This is a genomic window from Actinokineospora xionganensis (genome assembly GCF_014323725.1).
Classification (GTDB): Bacteria; Actinomycetota; Actinomycetes; order Mycobacteriales; family Pseudonocardiaceae; genus Actinokineospora; species Actinokineospora xionganensis.
Window position 1 is genome coordinate 390,069 of the sequence record NZ_JABVED010000001.1, and the last position, 13,731, is coordinate 403,799.

Annotated in this window: 16 protein-coding genes and 1 pseudogene; 12 read left to right on the top strand and 5 right to left on the bottom strand. The window is 69.8% G+C overall.

All coding sequences use genetic code 11. From position 1 onward, the window contains the following. Positions 1-12: 12 nt before the first annotated feature. Positions 13-1,701 carry a sensor histidine kinase gene (locus GPZ80_RS01835; RefSeq protein WP_187217972.1) on the top strand — a complete coding sequence of 563 codons (1,689 nt, stop codon included), beginning with the start codon at positions 13-15 and terminating at the stop codon, positions 1,699-1,701. A 21-nt stretch (positions 1,702-1,722) separates the two neighbouring features. Here GPZ80_RS01835 and GPZ80_RS01840 read toward each other — a convergent pair whose 3' ends face one another. After that, on the bottom strand, positions 1,723-2,709 hold the full coding sequence (locus GPZ80_RS01840; protein ID WP_187217973.1) for an Acg family FMN-binding oxidoreductase: 987 nt from the start codon (positions 2,707-2,709) through the stop codon (positions 1,723-1,725). Positions 2,710-2,911: 202 nt separating this feature from the next. On the opposite strand from GPZ80_RS01840, the gene GPZ80_RS01845 reads away from it, so the two are divergent. Then, a complete protein-coding gene (locus GPZ80_RS01845) occupies positions 2,912-3,157 on the top strand; it encodes a hypothetical protein (protein ID WP_187217974.1) in 246 nt (81 codons plus the stop codon). A gap of 220 nt (positions 3,158-3,377) precedes the next feature. Here GPZ80_RS01845 and GPZ80_RS01850 read toward each other — a convergent pair whose 3' ends face one another. After that, entirely contained in the window at positions 3,378-3,992 is a 615-nt protein-coding gene (locus GPZ80_RS01850; RefSeq protein ID WP_187217975.1) for a sigma-70 family RNA polymerase sigma factor, read from the bottom strand. A gap of 211 nt (positions 3,993-4,203) precedes the next feature. Between GPZ80_RS01850 and GPZ80_RS01855 the strand changes: the two genes are divergently transcribed. After that, positions 4,204-5,001 carry a 2-oxo acid dehydrogenase subunit E2 gene (locus GPZ80_RS01855; RefSeq protein WP_187217976.1) on the top strand — a complete coding sequence of 266 codons (798 nt, stop codon included), beginning with the start codon at positions 4,204-4,206 and terminating at the stop codon, positions 4,999-5,001. On the opposite strand, the gene GPZ80_RS01860 is transcribed toward GPZ80_RS01855, so the two are convergent. Beyond that, entirely contained in the window at positions 4,996-6,393 is a 1,398-nt protein-coding gene (locus GPZ80_RS01860) for a wax ester/triacylglycerol synthase domain-containing protein (RefSeq protein ID WP_187217977.1), read from the bottom strand. The genes GPZ80_RS01855 and GPZ80_RS01860 overlap by 6 nt on opposite strands. 169 nt (positions 6,394-6,562) lie before the next feature. On the opposite strand from GPZ80_RS01860, the pseudogene GPZ80_RS32370 reads away from it, so the two are divergent. From GPZ80_RS32370 to GPZ80_RS01875, 4 genes and pseudogenes are all read left to right on the top strand, one after another. After that, positions 6,563-6,894: pseudogene (locus tag GPZ80_RS32370) on the top strand (BtrH N-terminal domain-containing protein); the annotation flags it as partial. A 129-nt stretch (positions 6,895-7,023) separates the two neighbouring features. Further along, on the top strand, positions 7,024-7,539 hold the full coding sequence (locus tag GPZ80_RS32375; protein WP_246476698.1) for a DUF4872 domain-containing protein: 516 nt from the start codon (positions 7,024-7,026) through the stop codon (positions 7,537-7,539). 59 nt (positions 7,540-7,598) lie between these two features. Further along, positions 7,599-7,958 carry a thioredoxin gene (gene trxA / locus GPZ80_RS01870; RefSeq protein WP_187217978.1) on the top strand — a complete coding sequence of 120 codons (360 nt, stop codon included), beginning with the start codon at positions 7,599-7,601 and terminating at the stop codon, positions 7,956-7,958. A gap of 34 nt (positions 7,959-7,992) precedes the next feature. Then, entirely contained in the window at positions 7,993-8,256 is a 264-nt protein-coding gene (locus GPZ80_RS01875; RefSeq protein ID WP_187217979.1) for a metal-sensitive transcriptional regulator, read from the top strand. Between the two features lie 46 nt (positions 8,257-8,302). Here the strand turns inward: GPZ80_RS01875 and GPZ80_RS34250 are convergent, their stop codons facing one another. Next, the gene (locus tag GPZ80_RS34250; RefSeq protein ID WP_512699334.1) at positions 8,303-8,464 is read right to left on the bottom strand and encodes a DUF8730 family Cys-rich protein; all 162 of its coding nucleotides are present in this window, start codon (positions 8,462-8,464) and stop codon (positions 8,303-8,305) included. 141 nt (positions 8,465-8,605) lie between these two features. On the opposite strand from GPZ80_RS34250, the gene GPZ80_RS01880 reads away from it, so the two are divergent. Genes GPZ80_RS01880 through GPZ80_RS01895 form a run of 4 tightly spaced genes read left to right on the top strand, consistent with a single transcriptional unit; the run spans position 8,606 to position 12,645 of the window. Continuing rightward, on the top strand, positions 8,606-9,964 hold the full coding sequence (locus GPZ80_RS01880; protein WP_187217980.1) for an MBL fold metallo-hydrolase: 1,359 nt from the start codon (positions 8,606-8,608) through the stop codon (positions 9,962-9,964). A gap of 12 nt (positions 9,965-9,976) precedes the next feature. Beyond that, entirely contained in the window at positions 9,977-10,771 is a 795-nt protein-coding gene (locus GPZ80_RS01885) for a sulfite exporter TauE/SafE family protein (RefSeq protein ID WP_187217981.1), read from the top strand. A gap of 29 nt (positions 10,772-10,800) precedes the next feature. Next, entirely contained in the window at positions 10,801-11,196 is a 396-nt protein-coding gene (locus GPZ80_RS01890; protein WP_187217982.1) for a DUF302 domain-containing protein, read from the top strand. 18 nt (positions 11,197-11,214) lie between these two features. After that, on the top strand, positions 11,215-12,645 hold the full coding sequence (locus GPZ80_RS01895) for a multicopper oxidase family protein (RefSeq protein ID WP_312880054.1): 1,431 nt from the start codon (positions 11,215-11,217) through the stop codon (positions 12,643-12,645). A 23-nt stretch (positions 12,646-12,668) separates the two neighbouring features. On the opposite strand, the gene GPZ80_RS01900 is transcribed toward GPZ80_RS01895, so the two are convergent. Next, the gene (locus GPZ80_RS01900; RefSeq protein WP_187217983.1) at positions 12,669-13,151 is read right to left on the bottom strand and encodes a GyrI-like domain-containing protein; all 483 of its coding nucleotides are present in this window, start codon (positions 13,149-13,151) and stop codon (positions 12,669-12,671) included. Between the two features lie 362 nt (positions 13,152-13,513). On the opposite strand from GPZ80_RS01900, the gene GPZ80_RS01905 reads away from it, so the two are divergent. Further along, entirely contained in the window at positions 13,514-13,669 is a 156-nt protein-coding gene (locus GPZ80_RS01905) for a hypothetical protein (RefSeq protein WP_187217984.1), read from the top strand. The last annotated feature ends 62 nt before the right edge of the window (positions 13,670-13,731 follow it).

Here is a 13,731-nt window from a genome sequence, read left to right on the forward strand (position 1 = left end):
GGCTGGTTCCTGATGTCCGCACCGGGTGATCGCGTGCGCGTGTCCTTGTCCGGGCTGCGGCTCGACGAGCTCCTGGGTGAGTTGCAGGAGCGCCTGACCGAGGTGCGCCAGACAAGCGACCGACTGCAGCGCCTGCTCGACGCCGTCGTGGTCGTCGGCGCCGGGCTCGAGCTTGAATCGACGTTGCTGCGGATCGTGCAGGTCGCGGTCGAACTGGTCGACGCCCAGTACGGAGCGCTGGGCGTGTTGGGCGAGGGTGAAGGACTTTCGGAGTTCGTCTTCGAGGGCATCCACCCGCAGGAGCGGCAGACGATGGGGCACCTGCCCGAAGGCCGTGGCCTGTTGGGGCTGCTCATCAAGCATCCGGTGCCGATCCGGCTCGCGGACCTGAGCAAGCACCCGGCCTCGGTGGGCTTGCCGCCGAACCACCCGCCGATGCGCAGCTTCCTGGGCACGCCGGTGCATGTGCGCGGCGAGGTCTTCGGCAATCTCTACCTGACCGAGAAGCGTGGTGGGGCCGAGTTCACCTCCGACGACGAGATCGTGATCAGGGCACTGGCGAGCGCGGCCGGTGTCGCCATCGAGAACGCCAGGCTGTTCGAGCGGTCCCGGATCCGGGAACGGTGGTTGGCCGCGACCAGTGAGATCAACGCCGCTCTGCTGGCGGGCGCCTCGCAGGAGGACTCACTGACGCTGATCGCCGAGCGGGTTGTCGACCTTGCCGACGCCGAGGTGGCCTTGATCCTCCTCGGTGACACCGCTGACCAGGGTCTGCTGCGCGTCGCGGCCGCGGCGGGCATGGACAGTGAGTTGGTTGTCGGGGCGGAGGTGTCCGATCTCGACGGGGTCTTCAGCTCGGGTGATCCGATGATCATGCTCGACCCTTCGCGCCACCTCGGTGCGAACCTCGGGCCCATCTCGACCGCGTTGGGACCGGCGTTGGCGGTGCCCTTGAGCAACACCGGCGGAATTCTGCTCGCCGCTCGGGGCAAGTCCGGCGCCCAGTTCGCCGCTGACCAGGCTGAGCTGCTGGCCTCGTTCGCCGGGCAGGCGGCGGTGGCCCTGGAGTTCGCCGACAGCCAGCGCAACTTGCGGCTCCTCGACGTGCTCGCCGACCGTGACCGGATCGGCCAGGACCTGCACGACCACGTGATTCAACGCCTTTACGCCACCGGGATGAGTCTGCAGGGCGCGCTCCGGCGCATCGCCGACGAGGACGTGCGCGCGCGGGTGCGTCAGGCGGTCGAGCAACTTGACCAGATCGTCCGGGAGATCCGCACGTCCATCTTCGACCTGCACACCGAGAGTCGTGCGAGCGCCGCGGTGAGTCTGCGCAGACGGTTGCTCGACATCGTCGCCCAGACGAGTGCGGGGTCGCCGGTCTCGCCCGCGGTCCGCATCTCAGGCGCGGTGGACACCCTGGTGCCCGCGGGCCTCGTCGAGCACGCCGAGGCGGCGCTCCGCGAGGCCATGGGCAACGCAGTGCGCCACGCCAACGCCTCGGAGATCACGGTCGTCATCGAGGCGGGCGACGAACTGACCATCGAGGTCACCGACGACGGGGTCGGGATCGCCGAACGGGGCAAGCGCAGCGGCCTGGCCAACATCTCCCGCCGCGCCTCGCGCGCCCACGGCACGGTCGAGATATCCGCGCCCGAAGGCGGCGGCACGAGAGTGGTCTGGCGGGTCCCACTGGCCTGACCGCCGACCGGGCGACGACTGTCACGCCGTGAGCATGTCGTCCAACCGCCGGCGTGCTGTGGTCGGCAACGCCAGGTCGCCGCGCCGCGACAGACCCACCCGGAGCACCATCTGCGGGAAGAGTGCGCCGCCGAGGACCGTGTCGCGCACGAGCGCACGGGTCGACTCGACTTCGAGAGGCTGGGTCAGCGGGCATACGGCCAGCCGGGCGACGGTGGCGGCGAGCAGGACGGCGCTGGAGGCCTCGCCCGCGCGCAACCGCGACAGCGTGTCGTCGGAAGTCGTGGCCAGCACCAGCAACTGGCCCGCGCCCGAGACCTGGCTGAGCACCTCGATGGCCGGGGCGGCGAAGTCGCGAAGGGCGATGGCGCCATAGCTCGCCGCGGTCACGGTGTTCGACGACGCGACGCCGTCGGGCGACGTGGCCTGCCTGCCGCTCCAGCGGGCGATCTCCTCGCGGTACCGGGGGTCGCGGTTCTGCTTCGCCGTGGCCCGGGCGATCGCCGCGACCAGCGGGGCACGGGCAGCTGGGCTCGTGATGGGGGCGAGGACCGCCCCGTTCGCGTCCGCGGCGGCGGCCAGGGTGGCCAAGACATTCGCGGACAGCGCGGTCGCGCTGTAGGCACGCCGGTCGGAACGCCTGCGCAGGATCGCCGCGGCCAAGGCAAGATCGGACCGGTCGGCCTCACCGGGGGCGAACCCGATCGTGGCCAGGTGGTGGGGATCGCCCGGATCGGGCATCCGGTGGACCTGGGTCTGCCACCCGAACGCGGCGAACGCCACCTTCGTGTGGTGCAGCAGGGCGCCGCAGCTCACCAGCAGGTCCCGCCCGTCCGGGTCGGTCCCGGGCAGGTGCCTGCTCCAGTCGGCGAACAGGTCCACCGTCGAGCCGCCCACGCGCCAGCGCCAGGGCTGGGAGTTGTGCACCGACGGCGCGCGGCAGGCGAGATCCAGTGCCGCCCGCACCGTGTCGGTGTCCGGCACGACCAGGGTTTCGTTGTTGAGCATCACTGTCACCTCTCGCTGTTCCTACCTCAGCTTGCGGTGGCGGTGTGGTTTTACACAGAGTGGGAAGTCCCGTCAATGCGGGCTGAAGGGCTCGACGGGACAAAGGTCCCGCACAGTCCTGACCAGACTCCCTGTGGAGGACCCCGCTGTTTGCGGTTTCCTGGGATCGGAAGCAGGAGACGGTGAAGAAAGGCAGGACTCGATGAGCGGCACGGAGCAGGAATCGAGGAAGCGCCACCTCGCCGCCAGGGTGTTGGCGAGCCAGGCCGAGAACGCCGAGGAACTCGCGGTGCTGTTGGACATGCTCGGTCTCAGTGCCGCCGAGGGACTGGCCGAACCGCGGCCGGAGGATGTCGCCATCCCGGCGCAGCCTCGGCGCTCGATCGCCGAGCGTGAGGCTGCCCGCACGCTCTCGTCGACCCTGCTCGGCGCCGCGACCGGACACTGACCGACGCGGCCCACCGATCGCTGTGTCCTGGGCCTGCCGGACCACCGGCTGGTCAAGGGGGCGTACGGGCGGCACCGTCATCGATGTGGCGGGACGCCCCCGTCGAGCGTTGTGCCGCTGTCGTGTTCGCGCACGGGCGTTGACGTCCGCGTGCGCGTCATCGCCGTGTGTGGCGGGCGGGTTGCTCGTCGCGAGTGGTCCTGAGGTTCCGCTGACCGCGTCAGGCGCAGGCCAGGGCATCCAAAGCCGTGCTCGGGAGGGCCCGGCCGCCCGCTTCGAGGTGTTTGCGCAGCCGGGTCAGCGCCCGGTGTTGGCGTACCCGCACGGACCCGGTCGAGCAGCCCAGGGCTTGGGCGACCTCGGCCGCGCTCATGCCCAGGCCCAAGCGCCACCAGAGCAACTCACGCTGATGGTCGGGAAGGATGCTCAGCAGTCGCGACAGGGCACGGACCGATTCGCCGCGCACCGCCTGCTCCTCAGGTCCGGCGTCGTTCCCGAAATCGTCCGGCAGTTCCGCCCGCGGATCGGAGCGGTCGCGAATCACCCGCCTGCGCTCGTCGGCGATCTTGTGTTCGGCGATGCCGAAGACCAAAGGCCAGAACGACCGCTCGTCCCAGGTCGCGCGACCGGAGGACAGGGAGACCATGACAGCGAGGCAGACCTCCTGGGCGATGTCGTCGGCGTCGGCGGCGGCCCGGTTCCAGCCGTGGGTCCGGCGTCGACAAAACGGCAACACGCGCTGCCGGAGCAGCGAGAACAGGACCGAGGTGGCCTGGTGTTCGCCCGCCCTGGTTCGCTCCAGGAGTCGGGCGATGTCTGCGGTGTCCTTGGTCATGGGCTGTCTCCGGTCCGGGCGGGGGCGATGCTCGAACAATCGTGTCGTCCCGGATGCGAGAAGTCCGCGTTCCAGCGGCACTTGTTCGGCGGGTCGAAAGTCCCTGCCTTGACCGGCCATATGGCCAGGAACCCACGGTCAGGACCTTGGGTGGCACTTCGAGGTCCTATGGCCGTCGCTGTGGCGGGTTTGTGCCCGCCACGCTCGTTGGATGACTGAACGCGTGCGTGGATGGCGCAAGCTCGCGGGTTCCAGTTGGCGACCGCCGGACGATCCCCAGTTCTACGGCGAACTGGAGATCGACGCCTCGGCGATGTTGTCCTATGTGGAATACATCAGGGAGCACACCGGGACCAGGCTGACGATGACCCACCTGGTCGGCCGGGCGGTGGCGTACGGACTCGCCGAGGTTCCCGAGATGTGCGCCCGGCTCGCGTTCGGCCGGACTCATCCCAGGGAGTCCATCGACGTGTTCTTCATCGTGGCCACCGACGGCGGGCGCGAGCTCACGGGGGTGAAGATCAGTGACGCGGACACGAAGCCCGCGGTTCGGATCGCCGACGAGCTGAACCAACGCGTCGAGCAGATCACCCGCGGTGAGGACCCGGCGTTCGGCAGGAGCAAGCGGATGCTGGCCGTGCTTCCGCCCATGGTGTTGCGCCGGGTGCTGAACCTGGCCGCCTGGCTCACCTCCGACCTCAACCTGGACCTGAGCCCGCTGGGCATGCCGCGCCAGGCCTTCGGGGCCGCCATGGTCACCTCCGTCGGCATGTGGGGCGTGCGGATCGCCTACTCGCCGCTGGCCCGGTACTACCGGGTGCCGCTGCTGGTGCTGGTCGGCGCGGTGGAATCGCGGCCGATGGTGGTGGACGGCGAGGTGCGGGCGCGTCCCGTGCTGACACTCACAGCGACGGTGGACCACCGCTACGCGGACGGCAGCCACACCGCCCGAATGGCCGACGCCGTCCGCCGCTACTGCTCGAACCCGAGCGCGTTCGAGCCGTCATGACCGAGCGCCAGGGGTCTCGGCCGAGTCGTGCGCGCCCGCGGTTCGGATGATCAGGTCCAGTTCGGCGCGTAGGCCCGCGGTCAGTGTCTCGAGGTCCGGGAAGTGATCCGGGTCGACGATCGCCGTGACGGTCATCGTGCCCGCATAGGACACGACGTCGAAGCAGGCGGTCATGTTGCCGCCGTCGGCCAGGGCGAGGGGAATCGCCGAGGTGATCGGTGATCCATCGAAGGCCAGCCGCCCGCCGGGCACGCGGACGTGGCTCACAAGCGTGTGCAGGCGGTGTTGGTGGTTCATGTACCACCGGTAGCCCCCGAGTGCGGCGAGCGGCCGGAACAGCCAGCCCAGCACGGCGATCGGCGGCGGCCCGGTCGCCTCGGCCTTGTGCGCGCGGACCTCGGCGGCGACTGTCCGAAGGCGCTGACCGACGTCGCCTGCCGTGGGTACCTGGACGAGCAGTGGGGAGACCATGTTCCCCAATTCCGGCCCCGCGCCCGATCGCCCGGACACCGGCACCGCCATGGCGATGCGGTCTACGGTCTCCTTTCTGGCACTGAGCACCCGGCGCAACGCCCCCGCGACAGCCACCAGCAGGGCGTCGTTCGTCGTCGCGCCGTGTCGGTGCGCGGCGGGCCGCAGCTCGGCGAGATCGACCCGGACCACCGCGGCCGCCAGACGTGGGCCGGTCCGCTGGATCAGCGAGCACGGTGCGGCTTGCGGCGGGCGGAGTCCGCCCCCCGCGCCCATCGACGTGCGCAGCAGCCGCCACGCCGCCCTGCCGCGGCGCAGCGCACGCACCCTGTCCACCATCGCTTGGCGGACGAGCGCGCCCCGGGTCGGACGCGGCCGTGGAAAGTCGCTTTCGTTCGTGGCGTTTGTGCCGTCCACCAGATTCGCGAGGACGGCGAGCCCACCCACACCGTCGGCCAAGACGTGGTGCAGCACGACCACCAAGGCGAACCCTCCGCCGGAGAGGCCGGTGACGCACACCGCCGACCACAGCGGGGCGTCGGGCGGCAGCGGTGTGGCGATCACGGAGATGGCGGTGTCCAGCAGCGCCCGTTCGTCGCCCGGGGCGGGGCACGCCACCGCACGCACCTGGCGGCCGATGTCGAACCCGTCGTCGTCGACCCAGATCGGGCCGCCACACCCGAACGGCACCCGGATCAGCCGCTGCCGCAGCCGGGGAACCGAGCGGACACGCTCGGCGAGCAGCTGTCGGACCCGAGAGAGGTCGAAGGCGCCGGACTGGTCGATCCGCAACACCACGCCGAACTGCTCGGGAATCTGCCCGGTGTCCATCGCCAAGAACGCCAGGTCCGTGGGACTCGCGCGGTCGACGACCGTCTCGACCGGCCGTGAACGACCCTGGTGGCGCACCGTCTCAGTCATGTCCCGAGTCGACACACCGACGCCAGACGGGTGCCAGAGTCCAAGGTCCCGCAACGATGGCGGGCCGCTCCCAGATCTGCGACGAACTCGGGGAGGCTCGCGTTCCAGGTGGGAGGCGACGGGACGAGGAGAGGTTCGACGTGATCATCGAAAGTGCTTCACACGGGGGATGCGGCACTGCGAGACCACCGCGCTGGGCGTGCTGCTGCGACATGAGGGGCTGGATCGCTCCGAGCCCATGCTGTTCGGCCTCGGCTCCGGCCTGGCCTTCGTCTACTGGGACGGGAAGGGGATGGATTTCCCTTTCCTTGGCGGTCGGGTCAAACCCTTCGAACTCACCAGGAACCTCGACAGCCGACTGGGGTTGGGATTGGCGGTGCGGGAGACCGCGTCCCCGCGCAAGGCATGGCAGGATGTCAGAGCCCGGATCGACGCGGGGAACCGGTGGGGTTGCAGCTCGACAGCTACCACCTGGACTATTTCGGGTCGAAGGTGCACTTCGGCGGGCATGTCGTGGCCATGTACGGGTATGACGACGACCGCGCCTACCTGGTGGACACCGACCAGCAAGGCGCAGCGGTGACGACCAGTCTGGCCAGTCTCGCCAAAGCCAGAGCCGAACGTGGACCGATGACGGCGAGGAACCGTTCCTTCACGATCACCGCCTCCAGTGAACTGGCCCCATCACGGGACCGTGTCGTCGCGGCGATCCATTCCTGCGCCGTCGACTTCCTCAACCCGCCCATCTCGAATCTCGGATACCGGGGAATCGAGAAGGCTGCCAGCCGGGTGGAGAAATGGCTCGAACGCACCGACAACCCCCAGCGGGACCTGTCCCTTGCCGCCCTCCTCATGGAGAAGGCCGGGACCGGCGGTGCCCTGTTCCGCAATCTCTACCGCGATTTCCTCGGCGAATGCGTTCACCTGATCGACGACAGCCGACTGCGCACCGGCCACACGATGTACGGCGAGGCCGCCACCATGTGGACCGAGGTCGCCAGGCTGATCGCCTGCGCGGGCGAAACCGGCGACACAGCCGACCTCAAGCAGGCAGGCGCACTCCTTCGTGATCTTTCGCGGGTGGACCACGACGCGATGCGTGCGCTGGCCGAGATCGCAGTTCCGCGCGCACCCCAGGGGGAATAACGCGGGCCTGCCGCCGGTTGTTTGATACGCCCGGGGGTATACAGAACAAGGAGGCCGACGTGGCGACAGTGGAACTGACCAAGGACAACTTCACCGAGATCGTGACCCGCCCTGGCACGGTGCTCGTCGACTTCTGGGCCTCGTGGTGCGGGCCATGCCGGATGTTCGCGCCCGTCTTCGAGCAGGCCGCCGCGCGTCACGGCGACATCACCTTCGGCAAGGTGGACACCGAGGCCGAGGCCGACCTCGCGCGGGCGTTCGGAATCTCGTCGATACCGACGCTGATGGCCGTGCGCGACGGCGTCGTCGTCTATTCACAGGCGGGTGCGCTGCCCGCGGCGGCGCTTGAGGAGCTGATCGGGAAAGTTCGGGAACTCGACATGGCGCAGGTGCGTTCCAGCGCTCAGGCGCGACCATGACCAGGTACCCTGCGGGGTATCAGAGGAGGTCAGTGTGGAGCTGAACGAGGACGTCGTCGCCGACGTGCGCAAGCGGCTGCGGCGAGCGCAGGGCCAAGTCGGCGGTCTGATCCAGATGATGGAGGACGGTCGGGACTGCCGAGACGTCATCATCCAGCTGGCGGCAGTGTCCAGGGCGCTGGACCGGGCCGGGTTCCGGCTGATCGCCAGCGGGCTCCAACAGTGCCTGTCCGACGATTCCGCGCAGGGCACGGCCGACCGCGAACAGCTGGAGAAGTTGTTCCTGGCCCTGGCCTGAGCGTCCAGGCGGCCGACTCAAGGACTGAGTTCGGCCGCCCCGCGCCTCAGCGGCGGCCGAACAGCCGCCACGGTTTCCGTGCCTGCTGCGCCGTGGAGCAGGCGCAACGTTGGGAAGCGGGCACGTCGCCCAGAACCTGCTCGACGTGGTTCCCGCAGCCCCGATAGGACGGCTTTCCGCACTTCGGGCACATGATCCTCTGACACATCAGACTTTTCCTTCGTGGTCGTTAGGCCATCTTCTGTTGTCATCATACCCCCCGGGGTATGAGTGCGACTGGACCGACACCGTAGGGCGGATAACGCGCTACCCTGAAACTGATACCCCTAGGGGTATAAGGAGCGTCATCATGATCGAGATCATCGGCATCGACACACCAAGCCTGGGCGACCGGAGCTATCTCGTCGGCGACGGCGAGACGGCGTTCGTGGTCGACCCGCAGCGCGACATCGACCGGGTACTGCACCTCGCCGCACGACGCGGGTTGCGGATCACGGATGTCTTCGAGACCCACATCCACAACGACTACGTGACCGGTGGGCTGGCGCTGGCGCGCGCCACCGGTGCCGCCTACCACGTGAACGTCGCCGATCCGGTGTCCTTCGAACGCGCACCCATCGAGGATGGGGACGTGGTCGAAGTCGGGCCGCACATGCGCGTGCGCGCTCTGGCGACGCCAGGGCACACGTTCACCCACTTGTCGTACGTGCTTGAGGTGCCGGGCCGGGTCCCGGCGGTGTTCACCGGCGGCTCACTGCTCTACGGCTCGACCGGGCGACCCGACCTGCTCGGTCCTGCCCACACCGGGGAACTGGTGAAGCGGCAGCACGCATCGGCGCACCGGCTGGCCGCGGTCCTGCCGGACGAGGCCGAGATCTACCCCACACACGGCTTCGGAAGTTTCTGCTCGGCCACCCAGGCGGACGCGAGCCGATCGACGATCGGCCGGGAGAAGCAGGTCAACCCGGTGCTGACGCGCGACGAACAGGCCTACGTCGAGGAGTTGCTCGCGGGTTTGGACGCCTACCCGGCCTACTACGCCCACATGGGCCCGGCGAACACCGCGGGGCCGGGCGCTCCCGACCTCACCCCACCCGCCACCGCCGACCCGGCCGAAGTGCGCGCGCGCATCGAGGCGGGGGAGTGGGTGGTGGACCTCCGGTCGCGGACCGCGTTCGCCGCCGGACACGTGACCGGCAGCCTGAACTTCGGCATCGACGGCGGTTTCGCCACCTACCTGGGCTGGCTCATCCCGTGGGGCACGCCGCTCACCCTGCTCGGCGAGACGGCGGACCAAGTCGCCGAAGCGCAGCGCGAGCTGGTCCGAATCGGCATCGACCGCGTCGAGGCGGCCGCCACCGGCACACCCGAGCAGTGGGCGGGAGCCGCACCGCTCGGGACGTTCCCGCGGGCGAGCTTCGGCGAACTGGCCGCGGTCCGCCACCACCGGCAGGTCACCGTCATCGACGTGCGGCGCGATCTGGAGTGGGCCCACAACCACATCGACGGCGCCCTGCATGTCCCACTGCAGGACCTGCTGCGCAGGCTCGGCGACGTGCCCGCGGGCGAAGTGTGGGTGCACTGCCAGGCGGGGTACCGGGCCGCGATCGCCGCGTCGGTGCTCGCGGCGGCCGGTCGCCGGGTCGTCGCGGTGGACGACGAGTTCGACCGGGCGGCGCCCGCCGGGCTGCCCATGGCCGTGGGCTGAGGCGCGGACGACATGGCGATTCTGCCCGCGGCTGCATTCGGTGTCGGCATCGGCACCGCCCTGGGCCTGCTCGGCGCGGGTGGTTCCATCCTTGCCATTCCGGCCTTGGTCTACGGGCTCGGGCAACCCCTGTCGGTGGCCGTCCCGACCTCGTTGGTGGTCGTTGCGGTGTCGGCGGCGGGCGGGCTCGCGGCCCGGTGGCGGACGAAGGCGATCCGGCTGCCGGTGGCGCTGGTCTTCGCCGCGGCGAGCGTCCCCGCCGCGTTCGCCGGAACCGCGCTCGGAAAGCGGCTGCCGGACCGGTGGCTGCTGGTCGCCTTCGCCGTGCTGATGGTGCTGGTCGCGGTGCGGATGCTCACGGGCACAGCGGAACGCGACGGCGCCTGCCGTGTCGTCGGGGGCGCGGTGAACTGGCGGGGCTGCCTGCCCAAGGCACTGGCGGTCGGCGCGGTCGTGGGCGTGCTGGCCGGGATGTTCGGGGTCGGCGGCGGGTTCGTCATCGTCCCCGCGCTGACCATGCTGCTCGGGTTGACCGCGCCGGAGGCGGTCGGGACGTCGCTGGTCATCATCGTGGTCACGTCGCTGGGAGCGCTCGCCGCGCACGCGCCCACGATGCCGGATCTCGACTATGGGGTCATCCTGGTGTTCGCCGGGGCGGCCCTCGCCGCGTCACTGATCGCCGGGCTGTTCGGCAACCGGCTCCCGGCGCGGACCGTGACGCGAGCGTTCGCCTATGTGGTCCTGGTTGTCGCTGTGGGAGTCGCGACCACGGCCCTGCTTGCTCCCGCCGCTCTGCACGGCGGATGACCAAAACCCTTTGGAAAGGAAGGATTACCATGAAATACGACCTCAGCGTCATGCTGGACCTGCCGTATGAGACCGCCGTCGCCGAGGTGCGCGCCGCGCTGAAGGAGCAGGGTTTCGGGGTGCTGACCGAGATCGACGTCAAGGCGACGATGCGGGAGAAGCTCGACGCCGACATCGAGCCCTACGTCATTCTCGGCGCGTGCAACCCATCGCTGGCCTACCGCGCGCTGGAGGTCGACCGCATGATCGGCCTGCTGCTGCCGTGCAACGTCGTGGTCCGCGCGGACGGCGCCGACCGCACCCTGGTCCAAGCACTCGATCCGCGCGTGATGATCGACGTGCCCGAGCGCGAAGAGCTCCGCCCGGTCGCGGAGGAGGCGGGCACACGAATCCGCGCCGCCCTCCAGACTCTGACGGCGTCGTAGCGCGGAGGGGAACACGCCGTGAGTCCACTCAACCGCCGGGCGTTCCTCGGTGCGACCGCGCTCGGGATGCTCAGCGCCTGCGCTCCGGCCGTGAGCACCTCCCGACTGGTCCTGCCCGCCGACCCGCGGGTGGGCGAGGTCGAAGCGGCCCGCCACGGCACCGGCCGCACCCGGTCGTTCACCCTCACCGCGACGCCCAGCAGGGTCGACCTCGGTGGGCCGATAGTCGACACCTGGACCTATGACGGCGCGGTGCCCGGTCGCGAGATGCGTGTCGCCGCCGGTGACACGATCGAGGCAAGGCTGGTCAACCGGCTGCCCGTGGACACCTCGATCCACTGGCACGGTTTGGCGCTGCGCAACGACATGGACGGCGCGCCGCACCTGACCCAGCCCCCGATAGCCTCGACCACGGACTTCACCTACCGGTTCACCGCGGCGACGCCGGGCACCCACTGGCTGCACCCGCACACCGGCACCCAACTCGACCGCGGGCTGTACGCGCCCCTCATCGTCGAGGACCCAGCCGACCCCGGTGCCCACGACGCGGAATGGGTCGTCGTTCTCGACGACTGGATCGACGGCACGGGCACGGACCCGGACCAGGTGCTCGCCGACCTGCGCGGACGCGGCGGCCATGCCATGCGCGGCGCCGGCGGCCGGGTGCTCGGCGGGGATGTCTCCTACCCGCACTACCTCATCAACGGCCGAATCGCGGCGGCACCGACCACCTTCACGGCCCGCCCCGGACAGCGGGTGCGGATCCGATTCATCAACGCGGGCTCCGACACCGCGTTCCGCGTCGCGCTCGGCGGACACCGCATGACGGTCACCCACACCGACGGCTACCCGATCATCCCTGTCGACACCGACGCGGTGCTGATCGGCATGGGCGAGCGCTACGACGTCCTGGTCACCCTCGCCGACGGCGTGTTCCCGCTGGTGGCGGTGGCCGAGGGCAAGAACGCCACCGCTCTGGCGATCGCGCGCACCGGCGCGGGCGCCCCACCCGGTCCCGGGTCCCGACCCGCCGAGCTGACCCGGGTGACGATCGGCTACCCGGACCTGTCGGCCACCCCAGCGGTCGCGCTGCCCGCGAAATCACCTGATGTCGTTCACCGCGTCGCCCTCACCGGCGCGATGATGGGCTACGAATGGGGGATCAACGGCCGCGCCAACGACCTCGACGCCAGGTCCCTTGTCCGAGAAGGGCAGCGAGTCCGGCTGCGGTTCGTCAACAACACGATGATGTGGCACCCGATGCACCTGCACGGCCACACCTTCCAGCTCGGCGATTCCGGCCCGCGCAAGGACACCGCGGTCGTCCTGCCCGGCCAGAGCGTCGACTGCGTCTTCGACGCCGACAACCCGGGCCAGTGGATGATCCACTGTCACAACACGTATCACGCCGAAGCCGGGATGATGGCCGTGCTCGGCTACCAGTCCTGATCGCAGGGCAGCTGGTGCGGGATCTAGCCGACGGCGGGCTTGCGGACGGGGACGCTGATCTCGGTCAGGTAGTCCTCGGTGCCTGCCGTGTCCCACGGTCCGATGAGATAGGTCTCGGTCGGGTGCCCCGCCAGGTCGTAGCCCGCATCGTGGACCCGGATCAGCAGCGCGTCGTAGGCGTCCCGGATGTCGTCGTACGGTCCTTTGTGGAAGACGTGCGCCACGAGTCCACCCGGTCGTCGCGTGAGAATGTCACTGTCGTGGCGCCCCGGCTTCTCGATGACCGGCAGGCTGGTCTCGATCTCGACGGTGCGGCCGGGCTGAAACCCGTTGAAATAGGTGACATCAGGTGCTCCACAGGTGGACAGGTCGATGTCATACGCCCTGCCCGCGAGGTCCACCACGGCCGACCGCACGGCCTCCGGGACCCGGTCAGCAGGCACGGACATCCGGCTGCACAACACGGTGCTCGGTTCGACTTCCTTGAAATTCACCGCGTAGGACATCATGGACCGCCTTTCTTCCTGGAGCCGCACCTCCGGGAGCTGTGGCTCGGCGGAGTCAGACGTCGTGCGAGCCGTCTTCCCCCGTCCGCCCTGTCCAAGAACCGCATGGCCGCCACCTCCTGGTGTAGGTCCAGTGTGGTCCGTCGCGCACCGCCGCCGCCGGGGCCTTTGGTCGCGGCCGGACGGGGGCCTTCGTCGCCGACGCTCGTGCCGGCATCCGAGGTCCCTTGGTGGGCGGGTCGTTGGTCCCTGGACCGCCGCGCGCCATGTCGGTGACGGTGACATCGACAACCTGGTCCCGGCAACGGAAGGCGGCGAGTCCGATGACGCACGGCCCCTGCCGGCGGCTGCACCCAATCACGATGTCCCATCGCTATGCGAGCACGCACGATCGAGGTCGGGGCGCGATGCGCTCGCCCGCGCGCGCGGTGGTGGACCTGGTCTTGATCACCGCCGTGATCGGCATCGTCGTCATCGCCGCACTCGTGCTCGCGCTGGTCGTCGGCGGGTGGCACTAGGTCCGGCGAGCGGAGGCTGTCATGCCAGGACTGTGCGCGGTTCCGGTATGAGCTCGGGATGG

What these genes read in the sequence shown, in the direction of transcription:
- GPZ80_RS01835 (WP_187217972.1), top strand. Translation starts at nt 13, where the DNA reads ATGTCCGCACCGGGTGATCGCGTGCGCGTGTCCTTGTCCGGGCTGCGG.
- GPZ80_RS01840 (WP_187217973.1), bottom strand. Translation starts at nt 2,709, where the DNA reads ATGCTCAACAACGAAACCCTGGTCGTGCCGGACACCGACACGGTGCGG.
- GPZ80_RS01845 (WP_187217974.1), top strand. Translation starts at nt 2,912, where the DNA reads ATGAGCGGCACGGAGCAGGAATCGAGGAAGCGCCACCTCGCCGCCAGG.
- GPZ80_RS01850 (WP_187217975.1), bottom strand. Translation starts at nt 3,992, where the DNA reads ATGACCAAGGACACCGCAGACATCGCCCGACTCCTGGAGCGAACCAGG.
- GPZ80_RS01855 (WP_187217976.1), top strand. Translation starts at nt 4,204, where the DNA reads ATGACTGAACGCGTGCGTGGATGGCGCAAGCTCGCGGGTTCCAGTTGG.
- GPZ80_RS01860 (WP_187217977.1), bottom strand. Translation starts at nt 6,393, where the DNA reads ATGACTGAGACGGTGCGCCACCAGGGTCGTTCACGGCCGGTCGAGACG.
- GPZ80_RS32375 (WP_246476698.1), top strand. Translation starts at nt 7,024, where the DNA reads ATGACGGCGAGGAACCGTTCCTTCACGATCACCGCCTCCAGTGAACTG.
- GPZ80_RS34250 (WP_512699334.1), bottom strand. Translation starts at nt 8,464, where the DNA reads ATGTGTCAGAGGATCATGTGCCCGAAGTGCGGAAAGCCGTCCTATCGG.
- GPZ80_RS01880 (WP_187217980.1), top strand. Translation starts at nt 8,606, where the DNA reads ATGATCGAGATCATCGGCATCGACACACCAAGCCTGGGCGACCGGAGC.
- GPZ80_RS01885 (WP_187217981.1), top strand. Translation starts at nt 9,977, where the DNA reads ATGGCGATTCTGCCCGCGGCTGCATTCGGTGTCGGCATCGGCACCGCC.
- GPZ80_RS01890 (WP_187217982.1), top strand. Translation starts at nt 10,801, where the DNA reads ATGAAATACGACCTCAGCGTCATGCTGGACCTGCCGTATGAGACCGCC.
- GPZ80_RS01900 (WP_187217983.1), bottom strand. Translation starts at nt 13,151, where the DNA reads ATGTCCTACGCGGTGAATTTCAAGGAAGTCGAACCGAGCACCGTGTTG.
- GPZ80_RS01905 (WP_187217984.1), top strand. Translation starts at nt 13,514, where the DNA reads ATGTCCCATCGCTATGCGAGCACGCACGATCGAGGTCGGGGCGCGATG.